15 protein-coding genes are annotated in these 16,800 nt (G+C 69.6%); 9 read left to right on the top strand and 6 right to left on the bottom strand.

Features of this window, described 5'->3' with window-relative positions; genetic code table 11:
* The first annotated feature begins 111 nt into the window (after positions 1-111).
* The 3 genes from AMK31_RS11135 to AMK31_RS11125 all read left to right on the top strand — a co-directional run bounded on the left by AMK31_RS11135 (position 112) and on the right by AMK31_RS11125 (position 2,447).
* Positions 112-621 carry a SigE family RNA polymerase sigma factor gene (locus AMK31_RS11135; RefSeq protein WP_073940296.1) on the top strand — a complete coding sequence of 170 codons (510 nt, stop codon included), beginning with the start codon at positions 112-114 and terminating at the stop codon, positions 619-621.
* Positions 622-674: 53 nt separating this feature from the next.
* Entirely contained in the window at positions 675-1,946 is a 1,272-nt protein-coding gene (locus tag AMK31_RS11130) for a hypothetical protein (RefSeq protein ID WP_073940295.1), read from the top strand.
* A gap of 81 nt (positions 1,947-2,027) precedes the next feature.
* Positions 2,028-2,447, top strand: a complete 420-nt coding sequence (locus tag AMK31_RS11125) for a hypothetical protein (RefSeq protein WP_073940294.1) — start codon at positions 2,028-2,030, stop codon at positions 2,445-2,447.
* Between the two features lie 919 nt (positions 2,448-3,366).
* On the opposite strand, the gene AMK31_RS11120 is transcribed toward AMK31_RS11125, so the two are convergent.
* The 6 genes from AMK31_RS11120 to AMK31_RS11095 form a co-directional block, all read right to left on the bottom strand.
* A complete protein-coding gene (locus AMK31_RS11120; RefSeq protein WP_241842619.1) occupies positions 3,367-3,597 on the bottom strand; it encodes a hypothetical protein in 231 nt (76 codons plus the stop codon).
* 190 nt (positions 3,598-3,787) lie between these two features.
* A complete protein-coding gene (locus AMK31_RS11115) occupies positions 3,788-4,141 on the bottom strand; it encodes a hypothetical protein (protein ID WP_073940292.1) in 354 nt (117 codons plus the stop codon).
* Positions 4,142-4,162: 21 nt separating this feature from the next.
* Positions 4,163-8,668: a putative T7SS-secreted protein gene (locus tag AMK31_RS11110; RefSeq protein ID WP_079186803.1), complete on the bottom strand. Its 4,506-nt coding sequence runs from the start codon at positions 8,666-8,668 to the stop codon at positions 4,163-4,165.
* Positions 8,669-8,679: 11 nt separating this feature from the next.
* A complete protein-coding gene (locus tag AMK31_RS11105) occupies positions 8,680-9,156 on the bottom strand; it encodes a hypothetical protein (protein ID WP_073940291.1) in 477 nt (158 codons plus the stop codon).
* A complete protein-coding gene (locus tag AMK31_RS11100) occupies positions 9,153-9,629 on the bottom strand; it encodes an SseB family protein (protein WP_073940290.1) in 477 nt (158 codons plus the stop codon). The genes AMK31_RS11105 and AMK31_RS11100 overlap by 4 nt, the downstream gene beginning before the upstream one ends.
* Before the next feature lie 81 nt (positions 9,630-9,710).
* A complete protein-coding gene (locus AMK31_RS11095) occupies positions 9,711-11,414 on the bottom strand; it encodes a chitinase (protein ID WP_073940289.1) in 1,704 nt (567 codons plus the stop codon).
* Positions 11,415-11,759: 345 nt separating this feature from the next.
* Between AMK31_RS11095 and AMK31_RS11090 the strand changes: the two genes are divergently transcribed.
* Genes AMK31_RS11090 through AMK31_RS11065 form a run of 6 tightly spaced genes read left to right on the top strand, consistent with a single transcriptional unit; the run spans position 11,760 to position 16,787 of the window.
* On the top strand, positions 11,760-12,608 hold the full coding sequence (locus tag AMK31_RS11090; RefSeq protein WP_073940288.1) for a hypothetical protein: 849 nt from the start codon (positions 11,760-11,762) through the stop codon (positions 12,606-12,608).
* A gap of 48 nt (positions 12,609-12,656) precedes the next feature.
* Positions 12,657-13,364, top strand: a complete 708-nt coding sequence (cpaB, locus tag AMK31_RS11085; RefSeq protein WP_073940287.1) for a Flp pilus assembly protein CpaB — start codon at positions 12,657-12,659, stop codon at positions 13,362-13,364.
* A gap of 9 nt (positions 13,365-13,373) precedes the next feature.
* Positions 13,374-14,630: an AAA family ATPase gene (locus AMK31_RS11080; protein ID WP_073940286.1), complete on the top strand. Its 1,257-nt coding sequence runs from the start codon at positions 13,374-13,376 to the stop codon at positions 14,628-14,630.
* A gap of 2 nt (positions 14,631-14,632) precedes the next feature.
* A complete protein-coding gene (locus AMK31_RS11075) occupies positions 14,633-15,034 on the top strand; it encodes a TadE family protein (protein ID WP_079186802.1) in 402 nt (133 codons plus the stop codon).
* Position 15,035: 1 nt separating this feature from the next.
* Complete coding sequence (locus tag AMK31_RS11070) at positions 15,036-15,431, top strand: TadE/TadG family type IV pilus assembly protein (protein ID WP_073940284.1); 396 nt, start codon at positions 15,036-15,038, stop codon at positions 15,429-15,431.
* An 18-nt stretch (positions 15,432-15,449) separates the two neighbouring features.
* Positions 15,450-16,787, top strand: coding sequence for a CpaF family protein (locus AMK31_RS11065; RefSeq protein WP_073940283.1), 1,338 nt, complete (start codon positions 15,450-15,452; stop codon positions 16,785-16,787).
* Positions 16,788-16,800 lie beyond the last annotated feature (13 nt).

The raw sequence follows: 16,800 nt of genomic DNA, 5'->3' as shown, positions 1-16,800 counted from the left end.
CGGTTCTCCGCCGAAGACGTGAAACATTTCCCGGCCCCCACCGCATCGAAGAGGTGACGGCGACGGCAAGGTGACGGACCGACGAGTCACCGGGTGGGGCGGGGAACACGGATGAGACAGCGGCGGGCGGACGAGTACGCGGAGTTCGCGGCGGCGCGCGGCGGGCACCTGTACCGGTCCGCGTGCCTGCTCACGGCCGGGGACACCCACCTCGCCGAGGACCTGGTCCAGGAGACTTTGGGCCGGCTCTACGTCAGCTGGCACCGCGTCAGCCGGGCCGGAAACCCCGCCGCGTACGCCCAGACCGTCCTCACCCGCACGTTCCTCGCCCAGAAGCGGCGCCGCAGCAGCACCGAGCGCGCGACCGACGTACTGCCCGAACAGCCGGACACCACCGGTGACGACACGCCCCTGCGCCTGACCCTTCTGGAAGCACTGGCCCGGCTGCCCGCGAAGGACCGGGCGGTGGTCGTGCTGCGCTACTGGGAGGACCGCAGCATCCAGGAGACGGCGGCCGTCCTGCACGTCAGCTCGGCGGCCGTACGCACCCGGTGCGTACGCGCTCTCGCACGGCTGCGCGAACTGCTCGGCGAGGACATGACCGAGTACGCCGCGACCTGAGCCCCGCGCTCCCTCTCTTCGTTTCACGACCGACTCCAGAACGGTGGTTCGCCATGCCCGCAGACCCCACCCCCCAGGACCCCTTCGAGAACCGGCTCGGCGCCGCCCTGCGCGAGACCGGCGACACCTTCGACACCGACCGCCCCGCCCTGATCGCCGCAGGCCAGGCCCGCGGACGCCGGATGCGGCTGCGCCGCCGGGCCGCGGTGTTCGGCGGCGCGGCGAGTCTCGTGGCGGTGGGCGTGAGCGCGGCACTGGTCCTGCCGGGAAACGGGAACGGCACCGGCACCGCCGCCGGCGGCGGAGCCCAGTCCGTCGGCCGCGCGGGCACGGCGTCCGCGACCACGAGCACGCCCGCCCCCGAGACCGCCGAGGAGCTGATCGCCACGCTGAAGTCCCTGCTTCCGAAGGGGAAGGTGACCGGCGAGCGCGGAGACGGCACGGCCGGGGGCTCGCCGTACGCGCTTGTCGTGTTCGACGACGGGGAGGGCCCCGGCGCCGTCTCCGTGGGCCTGAACCGGGTGGAGCCGGGCAGCGAGTCGGCACGCCAGGTGACCGAGTGCCCGGACAAGGCCTTCGTCGCCCACGACGCCTGCAGCACGACCCGGCTGGCGGACGGCTCCCTGCTGATGCTCTTCCAGGGGTACGAGTATCCGGACCGGCGCGTGGACACCAAGCGCTGGCAGGCCGAGCTGGTGACCGCCGAGGGGCAGCACATCAGCGTGAGCGAGTGGAACGCCGAGGCGGAGAAGGACGCCCCGATCACCCGGGAGCAGCCCCCGCTGTCCCCGGAGGAGCTGGCGAAGATCGCCAAGGCGTCCGCGTGGCGGGCCGCGATCGACGCGATCCCGGAGAACCCGAAGGGCAAGCCGTCCGCAGGCGGCGACGTGCCGCCGGCGGCGGACGGCACCTCGGTCGTGAAGACCCTCAAGAAGCTGCTGCCGAAGGGCCTGAAGGTGGTCTCGGACGGCGGCCAGGAGACCGAGTACGGCTACGTGGTCGTGGACGACGGCAAGGGCCGGAGCATGGTCCAGATCAACGTACAGCCCGACATGTCGGACGTCGCCGACCAGCTCTTCGGCGCCGACTCGGAGACGCTGGAGGACGGCACGAAGGTCGCCGTCCGGCAAGGCCCCGGCGAGAAGGGCGGCGAGGGCGTCGTGATGTGGAACGTCGACACCATGCGCCCCGACGGCCGACGGGTCGTGATCAGCGCCTTCAACTCCGGCGCGCAGCACACCGCAGCCACCCGCGAGACCCCGGCCCTGACGATCGAACAGCTCCGCGAGATCGCCCTCGACCCCCAGTGGCCGACCCTGCTCTGAACCCCCCGAGGCGGCGGACCGCCCGGTACCGGCGGACAGTATCCTCATGGACCTCACCACGTTCCCGGGGGACCGCCGCCAATGACCACGCAGCCGCCGCCATACGGCAACCAGCCCGCCTACGGCCCCCCGGTGCCACCCCCGCCGACAACGCCCCCGGCGGGCTTCGGCCCACCCCCACCGCAGTACGCCCCGATGCCGCCGCAATCGGTGGGAATGGGCCCGGAGTTCATGGCGGTGGACCGCCACAGCTCCGTCATCGTCGACGCCGAAGGCGTGACTTTCGAGATCAACGACGTGATCGCCGAATTCCCCTGGCCGGAAGTCCGCAGCGTCCACTACAAGGCGAGCCCGTCGGGCAAGCACCTGATGATGGCCGTCGTCCATCTCGACGGCCAGGTCTACGAGTGCGTGGTCGAGGCGAAGCCCCGGACGAGGCTGGGGGAGTGGTTCCACCAATTGGCGGCGGTGATCGGGTACTACCGCCCTATGGGCTGGTAACCCGGAAGGCAGCCAAGATTCCTCCTCACCTGTCCGAGACCTTGATCTCGATGGGCTCCCACGTGAGCCAGGACGCGTTCAGCGACCTCCCCCTCCCGGCACTCGCCGAGTGGCCCCTGCAAGCAGGCCCTTCGCTGAACGTGTCGCCACTCGCCACGGTGAGCTACGGCGTGCCTTGCTCTCCCACCTGCCGGACACCGGGCAGGAAGTCCTGGTCGCGTGGCCGGCCGACCGAACAGCCGCCAGGCTCCCGTACCGAGCTGAGGCAAGTATGACTGCCCGCTCCGGAATGGCGGCTGCCTCAAGCGGCAGCCTCTCAGGAGGCGGGGTTCACGATGGATCGGTTTTCCGGCGACGCTCTTCAATGGGACCTGGATCGTAGCTCAGTTCATCCGATGGGACAGCATAGGGCGGAACCCACCATTCTGGGACAAAGCCGTCGGGATAGTATTCGAAAGTTCGGCATGTGCTGCACCACTCCCATAGTCGGCCACGACCTGAAAAGGCTACGCCGCGCACTACTCGTGCCACATTGTCCTCCTGTGTGTACCAGCGATGCAGCGTTTTCTGGTCGCAGATGGGACAGCGTTCCGAGAGATCAGGGCTTTGCCAGTTCCTATTGAATACCTGGCGCCATGTCGGATGGGTATCCGTGTCCGTTTCCCGCCAGGAAATTGATCGGTTCATCGGTTTCCCTCTATCCAGTCCTGTAAAGCATTACCTGAGCCATATGGGGTTTCCGTCCGCCAGTGAACTGGCGTTCCCGTGCTCCTGCCCCGCGAATCCCATACCCGGGCATGGCTCAATTCGTGGGCAATGTTGGCCGCGGTAACATCGTCGAATATTCCGTCGGGGCCAACCCGGATCACCCGTCCCCCGTCACGTCCTGCGGCTGTAAGTGAAAGTGAATGCGGTCCCGTCACATGCTGGATTCCCGCTCTCGCCGTGAGATGTCGATGTCCTGCTGAAGCGCGCTGAACCGGGGAGGTACTCGGTTTGCGTCAAGGACGACGACGTGCAGCCGATCTCCGACCTGGGGTGGTGCGGTGCCCTCTTCCCACCAGGAAGGGTGCTTCACTCGGTCGACGAACCCGGTCTCGCCGTCGGCGTCGACCATGGCGCCGACTGGAGCCACCGCGATGACAGTCACGTGAAGTTCTTGATGATTGTGAAACGTCACCTGCAGCCATCCAGGTGTGGGAGCTTGGTCGCCTCCGCGTAGCGTGCCAGACTGAGACCGGCGGGCTGTTTCAGGGGGCCGCCGAGGGGAGTGGTCCAACCCTGACGAAATGTGCCCGCCATGTCGATGGCGGCGATCCGAATGGCATTCAACTTTGCTTTTATGTGAAAAGAAGTCGGTCGGCAATTGTCAGAGCTGGTGTTGTTTGGATCTCCATTTTCCCGGCACACTCGCCCATTTGAAATTCGATCAGGATGTGAGTAGCGCCTGCGCTCGAATGGATGGTCATGTGCGTGGCGCCCTCCCGGAAGATGTCCAGCGTAACTTCGCCGTTCCGGTCCTCCCGGCGCACCCTCACCGATCTGGCGAGTGCGTCATAGGACAACAAAATTCGCTCATCATCTTCGTCTCGAAGGGTAATCGTGCGGGCGTCGCTTCCCTGCTCGCTCTCGGGCCATTCACCGATAGCCTCAAGGATGTCATGGTCGCTCGGGACAATGAATTCTCGGTACATGGTCGCCTCGATCCTCCGTAATTAGTGGTTATAGGGCGGCCAGTGGTCGGCGCTCTTGACGATACTTGGGCCTGACCCGCTGCCGCGGAAGATGACGGTGGACAGCCTAGGCCCGCCATCGGACGTCAACTGCCAGGTGCTCTCGACCTCAAGTGCTCCACCCGGGCCATAGAGGACGGATCGCGTCACGCCGAAGTCGCCGCTGCCGCCGTTCCACTGGTTCGTGAAGGTCCTCTCAAAGGGCTGGGTGGACGCATCAGCCAGGTGATCCGTCACGTACTGTCGCATCTCCGGAGTGTCATTGATGCCGATCCGACGCAGTTGTAGCTCGTTCTGCAGCGCTCTGGGCGAATTGTGCGAGTCTGGCTTGATGTCCTTGTTGAACAGGTAGTCCAGCTTCCGGGGATCGATTTCGGCGTCTCCCGCGCCTGATGGGCAACCAGCGAGCCCTAGAGGATCCCCCCAAGTGTGCGGATTGTGGATATAGGTGGCTGGGTTGGGCGCGGGGACGAGGCCTAGCGGGTCAGGAGTAAGGAAGCGAGCGACCTCGGGGTCGTAGTGACGGAAGTAGTTGTAATGCAGCCCCGTTTCCGGGTCGAAGTACTGGCCGGGGAAGCGCAGAGGCGTGTAGGCCGTGCTGTCGGCTGCCCATGCCGTCGTGCCCCACAGTGTGCTGCGGGTGCGCCACGCGATCTCGCCCCGTTCGTCGATGAGCTCGCTCGGCGTGCCGATGAGGTCGGTGACGATGGTGAAGAAGCGGGAGTCGATCTCCTCCTGGGGGGCTCCCGCGGGGGACAGGAGGCGTTCCGTCTGGGCCAGGGGGCGCAGTCCCTGGTGGTCCCAGGTGAGGGTGACCGGGTTGGGCAGGTCCGGAGAGGTCGTGGTTTGTTCGCACAGGGTCGTGCCGTCCCAGGTGAACAGCACCCGCTCGACGACCGTTTCGCCGTCCTCCGCCAGGCGGAGCTTCGCCGTGCGGCGGCCCAGCGGGTCGTATGTGTAGCGCCAGCGGGTGCCGTCCGGAGTCGTCACCGACGTCAGGCGGTCCCCGGTGTCCCATTCGTAGCGCCAGGTGGCCGGCTTGCGGGACAGGCGGGGCTTCTGGCGCAGGGTGACGCGGCCCAGTTCGTCGTGTTCGTAGCGGACTCGGCCGGCCCGGGTGATGCGGGTGCCCGTGTACTCGCGGTCGCCCACCGCTTCCGCGCCGGGGTGGGACGTCGGCCAGGACGCCGACGTCTGGTTGCCCGCCGCGTCGTACGCGTACGTCTCCGTCCAGTTCGCCGCGTGCACCGCCGTCACCCGGCCCGCCGGGTCCAGGTCGAAGCGACGGGCGCCGGAGAGCTGGTCGTCGATGCCGATCAGGTTGCCGTCGGCGCGGTACGTGTACGCGCGGTGCTGGATCCGGGCCCCGCCCGCTCCCCTCACCGATTGCGTCGTCAAGCGGCCCAGCTCGTCGAAGTCGTGCTCCAGGGTGACCGTCTCGCCGATCCGGCGGGTCAGTTCGCGGCCTGCCGCGTCGTAGGTGAAGTCGATCGCGCGGCCCGAAACCACCATGCCTGTGCGGCGGCCGGCCGCGTCGTACCCCCAGGTCGTCGTCGCGCCGGTCGGGGTCGTGCGGCCCGTTCGGCGGCCCAGGTCGTCGTAGGTGTATGTGAGTGTCCGGCCGTCGACCGTCTCCGAGAGCAGGCGGCCGAACTCGTCCCGCGAAAGTGCCAGGGTCGTGCCGTCCGGGCCCGTCGCCTCCGCGAGCTGGTCCGTCTGGTCGTACGCGAAGGTCGTGACCTGGCCCGCGGCGTCCTTGCGGAGCACCTGGCCCAGTTCGTTGCGTTCGAAGGAGACGGTCTCGCCGAGCGCGTTCACCCGCGAGGTCAGGCGGCCCGCCGCGTCGTAGCCGTACGTCAGGCGGCGGTCGTCGAAGTCCGTCTCCGTGATCAGACGGCCGGCCGGGTCGTACTCGTACGTCCATGTCAGGCCCTGCGGGTTGGTGACCTTCGTCAGCCGCAGTTCCTTGTCGTGGTCGAAGTCGTAGCGGACGCCGTCCGGGCCCGTACGGGACGTCAGCAGATCGAAGTGGGTGTACTCGTAGCGCGAGACACCGCCCATCGGGTCGGTGTGGGTGGTGCAGTTGCCTTCGCCGTCGTACGTCCAGCTCTCCGTTGTGCCGTCGGCGGCCGTACGGCGGGACAGACGGCCTTCGACCGTCCACTCCAGGTGGGTCGTCGCGCCGGTCGGGTCCGTGATCGTGACGGGTCGGCCGAACGCGTCACGGTCGTAACGTGTGATCGCGCCCAGAGGGTCCGTGATCTCCACGGGGAGCCCTGCCGCGTCGCAGCGGACCGATGTCGTGTGGCCGAGTGGGTCGGTCACCGACGTGAGGTGGCCCGCCTCGTTGTAGGTGAACCGGGTGGTGTGGCCCGCCGGGGTCGTCACCGCCGTCCTGTTGCCCCGGTCGTCGTACGTCTGGCGCACGGCCGTGCCGTCCGTGTTCACCACCCGGACGGGCAGCGCCAGCTCGTTGTACTCCGCCGTCGTCTCCCGGCCGTCGGCTCGGACGACCGACGCCAGGTTGCCCGCCTCGTCGTAGCGGAACGACGTGACGTGGCCCAGCGGGTCCGTGCGGGACAGGACGCGGTTGTAGCGGTCCCGTTCGAAGCGGGTGGTCGCGCCCAGCGGGTCGGTCTCGGCGACCACCTGGCACAGGTCGTTCACCAGGTAGTGGTGGACGTGGCCGGCGCCCGTGGTCGCCGTCGTCGTGCGCAGGCCCGTGTGCGGGTCGCGGTCGCCGTACTCCAGGCGCAGGGTCATGTGGCCCTCTGCGCCGCCCTCCGCGACGCAGCGGTCCCGGTCGTCGTACTCGTATGTGTAGCCGCGGTCGTTCGTGTCGGTCCAGGAGGTGATCCTGCCCGCCTCGTCGTACGTGAACTTCAGGGGCCGTCCCGACGAGTTCACGACCTCCGTCAGGTCGCCCGCCTCCGAGTAGCCGTAGCGGATCAGTTCCTGGTCGGCGCCGGCCAGGTGCAGCGCCGTGATCCGGTGGTCCTCGGTCGTGATGCGGATGCGGTAGCCGCCGCTGTGGGCGATCGCGGACGGGGCGCCGTCCTTGTCGTACTCGAAGGTGATCCAGTTGCCGTTGCGGTCGTCGATCTGCTCCAGCCGGGCGTGGGCGTCCGTCTGGTCCTCGAAATGCCAGACCCGGCCGGTCGACGGGTCGGTGATCCGGTAACCCTCCGGGTCCCGGTGCAGGGGCCAGCGCGGGCCCTCGGTCGGCAGGGTCGGCTCGCCACCGGGCTCCGGGTGCGGGTAGGCGAGGAGCAGGCCGTCCTCGTGGACGAAGACGATGCGGTCCGCGTCGATCTCCAGGCGCTGGTCGACCGTGTTCGACCAGGACGGGCCGAACCAGCGGCCCGCGCGGTAGCCGGACTCCGCCCGGCGTGTGAACACCAGCGGCAGCGTGCCCGGCAGCGTCACGTCCGTCTGCGGCAGGTACATCTTGCCGGTGGCCAGGTTCACGGGGTCCGTGGGGTCCTTCTCGGCGACCTGGCCCGGTTTGCTGTGGGCACCGGACGGGGCGTCGGCGAGGTGCTCGCCCGCCGTCCCGAGGCCGGTCGGCTTCCCCAGTCCATTGACCCCGTCCAGCCGACGTGCGAGCCCCGCCGATCCGCCCACCGCAACCCCGCCGGCCAGGCTCGGCGCCAAGTAGCCCAGCATCCGCACCGGGTCCTTCTCGAACGCGTCCCAGGTGTTCACCGTGCCCTGGTAGAAGTCCTTCGAGAAGGCGACGGGGTCGCGGACGGCTCCGATGCCGCCGTCGATGACCATCCCGGCGTCGTGGAGGTAGGCGCCGGGCTCGGTCAGCAGGCGGCCGGGGTTCACCGCGAGGGCGAAGTCGCCGAAGTCCTCCGCTGCCTCCTTTGCGCCGCCCTTGAAGCGGGACCAGGCGCTCGGGCGGTTCGGCGCCTTCTCCGCGGCCTTCCCCAGCTCCCGCTTGGCGGTGGCCGCCGCCTCCTCGACGTCGCCCTGGGCGGTCTGGATCCTGCCGACCAGTTCGGCCATCAGCGTCTTGCCCGGGTCGGTCGACGGCGGCTTGGTGACGCCTGCCGTGTCGCCGGCCTTCGTGTCGCCCGCCTTCACCGCCGCGTTGTAGTCCGTCACCGCCTTGTCGTACGTACGCGACAACTCGCGGGCGGTCGGCGCCTCGTTGTCGATGATCTGCGCGGTGAGGCGCTGGGCGGTGTCGAGGGTGTTCCGGTAGGCCAGCACCGCCAGGCTGGCCGCGACGAACGCGTCCAGCGCCGTGTCCAGGTCCTTGGGGAGACGCTTGACCGTGTCGCGGAACACCTCGGCCGCCTCGCCCTGCCAGGGGTCGGTGTTCAGCTTGCGCAGCTGTTCCGCGCCCTGGCCGAAGTGCGCCGCCGCGCCGGCCAGCTTCTTGATCAGCTCGTCCAGTTCGGACGGTTTGCCGGGTATCCAGTCCTGGACGGTGTCCCCTTCGGCGATCCATGCCCGGCGGCGGAAACTCTTCTCGGTCATCGTTTACGCCTCTACTCCCCGCCGGTGCCCTGCTCAGTGCTCTCCGTACGCGGCCTGAACTGCTGTTCCTTGCCCGTGATGCCGTGCCCCTCCAGCCACGACGTCACCGGCCGGTCGTCCTTCTGCTGCTTCTGCAACTCGACCATCCGCGCCTCGTACGCCACCTTCGTATCGGTGACGAGGAAGGTGTTGATCACGGAGGCGAGCGCGGCCACGATCACGTCGGCGTCGTCCGCGATGCAGCCGAGGCCGTGGCTCCACTTGGCGAGGAAGGAGTCGACGGCGTCCGTCACCTCGCTCGCGCCGGTCTTGTCGAGCGTGTTCAGTGCCATGAACTCGAGCCGCTGCTCGGCGCTTTCGCCGGCGAGTTTGCGTGCCGCCTCGGTCGACTCCTCCAAGGGGCGGGCTATCGACTGGAGAAACTGCACCTCGTACTTGAAGTCACCGCCGTCGGCACCTCTGGGTACCAGCCAGGATTCACCGCTCATGCCGTCGCGCTCCCCCCGTTCCGGTACGAGATGTGCAGCACCGGCTCGGATTCGCCGATGGCCGCCGACGCCAGCCGCACCGCGTGTTCCGCGGCCGGGTCCAGCCACACGTCCAGTCCGGGTGGCAGGAGATCGAGTACGTCGGCGCCGGTGGTGGAGAACCACGGCCCCTCGCCCGCGAACAGGGCGAACTGATCGAGGGAGGAGAAGACGGGGACCAGGCGGTCGGCTATCGCCGCAGCCCGCCTGTCTTCGGCGTCCATCAGGTCCAGGAGACTGGAACGCGGGCCCTCGCCGACTGCCGCCGTCCCGGCCGCCGATGCCGGCACCGTGAGAAAGCCCGGCTCGTCCGGCCGTTCGCAGTACACCCGTGCCCTGATGAACGCGTCGAAGACGTCCTGCGGCGGGGCCAGTCCCTCCCGCGCCCGCCGCACGACGTCAATCAGGTCGACGGCTTCCCCCTCCGTACTCATGTTCCCAAAGATCACATGGGGTGGTTACGGAGAGCAAAGCGGCTCACACGTTTTCGGTCTACCGCTGCCTACAGCTTCGGTCTACGGCAGCGCGTGCACGTGCGGCCCCACCGCGTTCGACCACGCGTTGCCCGCCGTCGCGTCCCAGTTCGTGGACCAGGTCATCGCGCCCCGCAGGTCGGGGTAGGTCCGCGAGGGCTTGAACGACCCGCACCCCGTGCCCTTCGTCAGGCAGTCCAGCGCGTTGTTCACCACCGTCGGAGACACATAGCCGCTGCCCGCGCCCCGCGTCGACGCCGGCAGGCCCAGGCCGACCTGGGACGGGGCGAGGCCGCCTTCCAGCTGGATGCAGGCCAGCGCCGTCAGGAAGTCCACCGAGCCCTGGCTGTAGACCTTGCCGTCGCAGCCCAGCATGGAACCGCTGTTGTAGTACTGCATGTTGACGACCGTGAGGATGTCCTTCACGTTCAGCGCGGTCTGGAAGTACGAGTTCGACGTCGACTGCATGTCGATGGTCTGCGGGGCCATCGTCAGGACCATCGACGGGCCCGCCTTCGCGGACAGGGACCGGAGCGCCTGCGTCATGTACGTCGCGTTGAGGCCGTTCTCCAAGTCGATGTCGACGCCGTCGAAGCCGTACGTCTGCATCAGGCCGTAGACCGAGTTGGCGAAGTTCGTCGCGGACGTCGAGTCGTTCACGGTGACGGTGCCGCGTTCGCCGCCCACCGAGATGATGACCTTCTTGCCGGCGGCCTGCTTGGCCTTGATGTCGGCCTTGAACTGGTCGACGGTGTAGCCGCCCAGCCCCGCCGAGTCCAGGTTGAACGTCACCGCGCCCGGCGTCCCGGTGGCGTCGGCGAAGGCGACCGCGATGATGTCGTACTGCGCCTGGACGTCCGACAGCTTCTGCACGGTCGCGCCGTTGTTGAAGTTCTGCCAGTAGCCGGTCACCGCGTGCTTGGGCACGGAGCCGCCGCCTCCGCCGCCGGTGGGGGAGGTCGTCGCGTTCACCGTCGCCGACTTCGGCGACTCACCCGCCGCGTTCGTCGCCGTGACCTGGAAGGAGTACGACGTGGAGGCCGCGAGGCCCGTCACGGTGGCGGAAGTGCCGGTGACCGCGGTGATCTTCGTACCGTTGCGGTAGATGTTGTAGCCGGTCGCGCCGGACACCGTGTTCCAGTTGAGGGAGACGGACGACGACGTCGTGCCGGAGACCGTCAGGCCGCTCGGGGCGCCCGGGATCGTCGGGCCCGGGTCGGTGCCACCGCCGCCGTCGGGGCCGAAGACGGAGATGTCGTCCGCGTGGTACGCCGCCTGGCCGTACCAGCCGTGGGTGTAGATCGTCACCGAGTTCGTCGACGCGCCGGTGCGGAACGTCGTCGTCAGCTGCTTCCAGGACGCGGAGTCCGGGGTCCACGTCGAGACGTCCGTCGTGCCGGTGCCGGTCGCGCCCAGGTAGGCGTAGCCGCCCTGGACCCAGGCGCTGAGGGTGTACGTCGAGTTGGGCTTGACGGCGACCGTCTGCGAGCAGCGGGCGTTGTCCTGCCCGGCGGGTGTCGCCTTGAGCGCGGCCGAGCCGCCGTGCACGGGGGAGGTGACGGTCGTTCCGCTGCCCGCGGAGCAGGTCCAGTTGCTCAAGCCCGATTCGAAGCCCGCGTTCTTCGCGTTGTTGATGTCCGCGGCGGACGCCTGGACGGCGGTGGTGAGGGAGAGGGCGAGGGCGGCGGTGGCGGCGCCGGACCACAGGCGTATGCGCCTGTTTCTCCGTCTGTGTACGAGGTCCACTGGGGCCTCCGTTGGGGGAGTGGGGGTCGTGGGTCCTTCGGGACGACGGTGGCCACCGCTGACCCCTCAAAGTTGGTCTAGGCCAATTGAGTTGTCAAGAGGTCCAGACCAAACTCCCGGTTTCCGGGGGATGCTTCGAAAGGGTGCCGCTTCGGGCCCCCGGTGCGCACAACCTGTCCCGTTTTGGCGTGACTTGTGCGAAGGCAGTTGCTCGCGAGCTACACAAACGCTGTTCTCCGGTCACAGAGGCGTGGATACAGTGCTGACGTAGTCACGCAGTGAAGTCATCTCGGTGCGTCGGAGTCACCCCGGCGGACCGACCGGCGTGAGAGCGGGGAGCTGCGCGTGCCAACTGCCATTGCCGTGACCAGCGCCGACCTGGCGCTGCCGGCGCAGGACGAGCGGACGCTGCCCGCGGTCGTGCTGAAGGACCTGGACCGGCGTCCGCTGGAGCAGGTGCTCGCCGAGGTCCTGGCCGTCCTGGAGACCCACGGCCATCTCGTCGTCGTCCACTCCGCGGCCGCACCCGCCGCCGTCGAACGCCGGCTGCGCACCGTCCGCTCCCTGCTGGAGACCGACCGGATCGCCCTCTTCAGGCCGGAGCTGCCGCCGCTCGGCGTCGCCGTCCTCGCCCGCCAGCTGCGCCAGCTCGCCTCCTGCGACCTGAGCCCCGGTGTCCTCGCCTCCGCCGGCCGGCTGCTCACCCACTACATCCACGCCGGCGCGCTGCTCGGCTCGGTCGCCCGCCTCGACCGGGTCCCCGTCGACCTCAAGGCGCACGCCAAGTCCTGGGTGCCCGGCAGCCAGTTCGCCGTCGTGGCGCACCCGCAGCCGCAGCTCGTCCGCCTCGCCCCCGGCGCCGCCCTCACCGGCCCCGAGTTCGGCACCTGGATGCTCACCGCCAAGGGGCAGCTCCAGTCCGACTGGGTCACGGGCACCCTCGGGCCGTCCTGGAAGGTGCAGGGCCTGCGGGAGACGGCGCTGCCCGCCGAGTCGCCGGTCTGGTGGGGGACCGGGAAGCTGATCGAGTTCTGCTCCTACCTGCCCGACCTGTCGGTCCTCTACCAGCTGGTCGGCTCGGTCCGGCAGAGCAGCTGCCACTGGTGCGGCATCGACGTCATCGGCGACCGCTGCGTGTTCTGCTCCGCCACCGCGCCACCTCCCGCGCAGCACCACCAGCTCACCGCCGGGTGAGCACCAGAGAAGCCCCGACCGCCACCCCCCGATGAGGTTGCCCGCTTCATGAACTCCCGTCAGCGCCGCGGCGTGATACTGCTCCTCCTCTCCGTCCTGTGCGCCCTCGGCGCGTTCGCGGGCGTGCTGTCCGTCGTCAACGACGTGAAGTCCAAGGTCGGCCCCGAAGTCGCGGCGTACCGCCTGAAGCAGCAGATCGAGCCCTACACACCGCTGTCCGCCGCCCAGTTCGAGAAGGTCTCGATGCCCGAGCGGTGGCTGTCGCCCAACGCGGTCCGCGACCTGTCCGAGATCCGCGGCAAGATCGCGGTCACCACGCTGCGGAAGGGCTCCCTGCTCCAGACCGACATGATCGTGAGGCGGCCCGCCCTGGAGCCGGGCGAGCAGGAGGTCGCCATCATGATCGACGCGGCGACCGGCGTCGCCGGGAAGATCACCGCGGGCTCCCGGGTCAACGTCTACGCCACCTTCGAGGGTGAGCGGGAGGGCGACCCCGACCAGTCCAAGATCATCGTCACCGACGCCCGGGTCATCGACGTCGGCGAGCTGACCGTCCTGACGCCGGACGAGAACGACCGGGGCCGGGAACCCACCGACGCCGTCCCCATCACCTTCGCCCTGTCCGCCCTCGACGCCCAGCGCATCACCTACGCCGAGTCCTTCGCCCAGCGTGTCCGGCTCGCCCTGGTCGCGCCCGGCGGCGACTCCGCGATCCCCGAAGAGGACCGGACGTACGAACTCGCGAAGGACAAGTGAGAGGCCCGTATGCCCACGAGGATCCTGCCGGCGGTCGGCGACGCGGACGCGGCGCGCTCCGTCACCACCCTGCTCAGCCAGCTCCCGGACGCCGAGCCGGTGGCCCCGGTGGTGGACTCCACCCAGCTCGTCGACACCCTCGCCCGGCTCGCCGCCGAGTCCGTCGACGAACTCCCCGAGGTCGTGGTCGTACACGAGCGGATCGGCCCCGTCCCCGCCCTGGAGCTGATCCGCGAGGTCGCCCTCCGCTTCCCGGCGGTCGGCGTCATCCTCGTCACCTCGGACGCGAGCCCCGGCCTCTTCCAGGCCGCCATGGACTCCGGCGCCCGCGGCCTGGTCACCCTCCCGCTCGGCTACGAGGAACTCGCCAGCCGGGTCCAGGCCGTCTCCCAGTGGTCGATCGGCGTACGCCGCCACCTCGGCCACGGCGGCGACGCCTTCACCGGTGTCGGCGGCACGGTCGTCACCGTCAGCGGCGCGAAGGGCGGCGTGGGCGCCACGGTCACGGCCGTCCAGATCGCCCTCGCCGCCCAGACCTCCGGCCGCGGCACCGTCCTGGTCGACCTCGACCTCCAGGCCGGGGACATCGCCTCCTACCTGGACGTCCAGTTCCGCCGCTCGGTCGTCGACCTCGCCGCCATCACCGACATATCGCCACGCGTCCTCGCCGACGCCGTCTTCCGCCACGACACCGGCCTGGCCCTGCTGCTCGCCCCCGCCGAGGGCGAACGCGGCGAGGAGGTCACCGACCGCGCCGCCCGCCAGATCGTCAGCGCCCTGCGCTCCCGCTACGAGACCGTCGTCGTCGACTGCGGCACCCAGCTCACCGGCGCCGGCGCGGCCGCCGTCGAGATGGCCGACACCGCCCTGCTGCTCACCACCCCGGACGTGGTCGCCGTACGCGGCGCCAAACGCGCGGTGCGCATGTGGGACCGGCTCCAGATCCGCAAGGCCGAGGAGACCACCGTCGTCGTCAACCGCCACACGCGCGGTACGGAGATCCAGCCCGCACTCATCCGCAAGATCACCGGCACCGCCGTGGCGGCCACCGCGATCCCCGCCAACTTCAAGGAGCTTCAGGCCGTCGTGGACGCGGGCCGCCTGCACGAACTCGACGCCAGAAGCACGGTCAAGCAGGCGCTGTGGAGCCTCGCCGGCGAACTCGGCCTGGTCAAACCGGCGGGCGGGGACCGCCGGGCCGGCGGCCGGTTCCGCGGCGACCGGGGCGCGGCGGGTTTCCGGCGGCGCAGGGACGCGGGGGGATGAGCATGCGCGGGCGGATACGGAGGCGCCCGGTGCGCAGCCGGGACCGCGGCCAGGTCACCGTCGAGTTCCTGGGGATGACCCCGCTGATCCTGATCACACTGGTGCTGCTGTGGCAGTTCGTACTCGTGGGGTACACCTTCGTGCTCGCGGGGAACGCTGCGGACGAGGCGGTGCGCGCCGCCACGGAGGTGGCCCCGGGGGAGCGCCAGGGCGCCTGCGAGGCGGCCGGGCGGGACAAACTGCCGGGGGCCTGGGAGGGGGGCGCGCAGGTGAGCTGTGCGGGCGGGGGCGGCTATGTCACGGCCGACGTCACCCTCAAGGTGCCCGTCCTCTTCCCCGGCGCCGCCGACTTCCCCTTCGAGGTGAAGGGACACGCCGGCGCGGTCGAGGAGGAGACGGACTGAGATGCCGTACCTGACGCCGTACGTGACGCCGTACGACGGGGACCCGGGGCGAGGAAGGGGCCGCGACCGTGGCCAAGTCGCCCTCGAGTACCTCGGGTTCATCCCGATCCTGATCCTCGTCGCGCTGGCCGCCGTACAGATCGGGCTGATCGCGTACGCCGCCCAGCAGGCCGGCACGGCCGCCCGCGCCGGCGCCCGCAGCGCCTCCCTGGACGGGCCGTTCGCCGCGGACTGCCAGGCCGCCGTCAGCGGCTGGCTCGCCGACGGGACGACCTGCACCGGCGGCGGAGGCGGCGACGAGGTCGAGGTCACCGCGACCGTCGACATCCCCTCCGTCGTCCCCGGCTGGGACTTCGGCGACGCCCACAAGTCCGCCACCATGCCGCGCGACCACTGACCGAGGAGCACCGGAGCCATGAGCCTGCGGGCACGCATCAACTCCCCCGAGGAGCACGGCATTCGGGGCGAGGACGGCCACCTCGTCGCCTCCTACCGCGCCAAACTCCTGGAGGAGATCGACCTCGCGGAGATGAGCGCGCTGGCCGCCGCCGAACGCCGGGCGCGGCTGGAGCGGGTGCTCGGCCACATCATCAGCCGCGAGGGCCCCGTACTGTCCACGGTGGAGCGCTCCCAGCTGATCCGCAGAGTGGTCGACGAGGCGCTGGGCCTCGGCATCCTGGAACCGCTCCTGGAGGACGCCTCGATCACCGAGATCATGGTGAACGGCCCCGACGCGATCTTCGTGGAGCGCGGCGGCCGGGTGGAACAACTCCCGCTGCGCTTCGCGTCGAACGACCAGCTGATGCAGACGATCGAACGGATCGTGTCCACGGTCAACCGGCGGGTCGACGAGTCGAACCCCATGGTCGACGCCCGCCTCCCCTCTGGCGAGCGCGTCAACGTCATCATCCCGCCGCTCTCCCTCACCGGGCCCACGCTCACCATCCGCCGCTTCCCGCGCTCCTTCACCCTGCACGAGCTGATCGGCTTCGGCTCCCTCGACGAGCACATGCTGTACCTGCTCGCGGGGCTCGTGCAGGCACGCTTCAACATCATCGTCTCGGGCGCCACCGGCACGGGGAAGACGACCCTGCTCAACGCCCTCTCCGGCCTCATCCCGGAGTACGAGCGGATCATCACCATCGAGGACTCCGCCGAACTCCAGCTCCAGCAGCAGCACGTCATCCGCCTGGAGTCACGGCCGCCGAACGTCGAGGGCAAGGGCCAGGTCACCATCCGCGACCTGGTCCGCAACTCCCTCCGTATGCGCCCCGACCGCATCGTCGTCGGCGAGGTCCGCGGCGGCGAGTCCCTGGACATGCTCCAGGCCATGTCCACCGGCCACGACGGCTCGCTGGCCACCGTCCACGCCAACAGCGCCGAGGACGCCCTGATGCGGCTCCAGACCCTCGCCTCCATGTCCGACGTCGAAGTCCCCTTCGTCGCCCTGCACGACCAGATCAACAGCGCCGTCGACGTCATCGTCCAGCTCACCCGCTTCGCCGACGGCGCCCGCCGCGTCACCGAGATCGCCGTCCTCGACAGCCACGGCGGAGAGCCCTACCGCCTGGCCACCGTGGCCCGCTTCGACGCCCGGCCGATGACGTCCGACGGCCGCGTCCACGGCACCTTCCAGTACTTCCCGCTGCCGCGCCGCACCGCCGACCGCCTCTACATGGCGAGCCAGCCCATCCCCCAGGCCTTCGGCGTCGCCCACACCGAGGACCAGCTCGCCACCCGAGAAGCCAGATAGACAGGGACCAGGT

This window comes from Streptomyces sp. TSRI0107 (assembly GCF_001905845.1).
Classification (GTDB): Bacteria; Actinomycetota; Actinomycetes; order Streptomycetales; family Streptomycetaceae; genus Streptomyces.
Note: the sequence above shows the minus strand (reverse complement) of the source record. Positions and strands in the feature narration are given on the sequence as shown.

Excerpts from the sequence above, each read along its gene's own strand:
- AMK31_RS11135 (WP_073940296.1), top strand. The coding sequence starts at position 112 with ATGAGACAGCGGCGGGCGGACGAGTACGCGGAGTTCGCGGCGGCGCGC.
- AMK31_RS11130 (WP_073940295.1), top strand. The coding sequence starts at position 675 with ATGCCCGCAGACCCCACCCCCCAGGACCCCTTCGAGAACCGGCTCGGC.
- AMK31_RS11125 (WP_073940294.1), top strand. The coding sequence starts at position 2,028 with ATGACCACGCAGCCGCCGCCATACGGCAACCAGCCCGCCTACGGCCCC.
- AMK31_RS11115 (WP_073940292.1), bottom strand. The coding sequence starts at position 4,141 with ATGTACCGAGAATTCATTGTCCCGAGCGACCATGACATCCTTGAGGCT.
- AMK31_RS11110 (WP_079186803.1), bottom strand. The coding sequence starts at position 8,668 with ATGACCGAGAAGAGTTTCCGCCGCCGGGCATGGATCGCCGAAGGGGAC.
- AMK31_RS11105 (WP_073940291.1), bottom strand. The coding sequence starts at position 9,156 with ATGAGCGGTGAATCCTGGCTGGTACCCAGAGGTGCCGACGGCGGTGAC.
- AMK31_RS11100 (WP_073940290.1), bottom strand. The coding sequence starts at position 9,629 with ATGAGTACGGAGGGGGAAGCCGTCGACCTGATTGACGTCGTGCGGCGG.
- cpaB (WP_073940287.1), top strand. The coding sequence starts at position 12,657 with ATGAACTCCCGTCAGCGCCGCGGCGTGATACTGCTCCTCCTCTCCGTC.
- AMK31_RS11080 (WP_073940286.1), top strand. The coding sequence starts at position 13,374 with ATGCCCACGAGGATCCTGCCGGCGGTCGGCGACGCGGACGCGGCGCGC.
- AMK31_RS11075 (WP_079186802.1), top strand. The coding sequence starts at position 14,633 with ATGCGCGGGCGGATACGGAGGCGCCCGGTGCGCAGCCGGGACCGCGGC.
- AMK31_RS11070 (WP_073940284.1), top strand. The coding sequence starts at position 15,036 with ATGCCGTACCTGACGCCGTACGTGACGCCGTACGACGGGGACCCGGGG.
- AMK31_RS11065 (WP_073940283.1), top strand. The coding sequence starts at position 15,450 with ATGAGCCTGCGGGCACGCATCAACTCCCCCGAGGAGCACGGCATTCGG.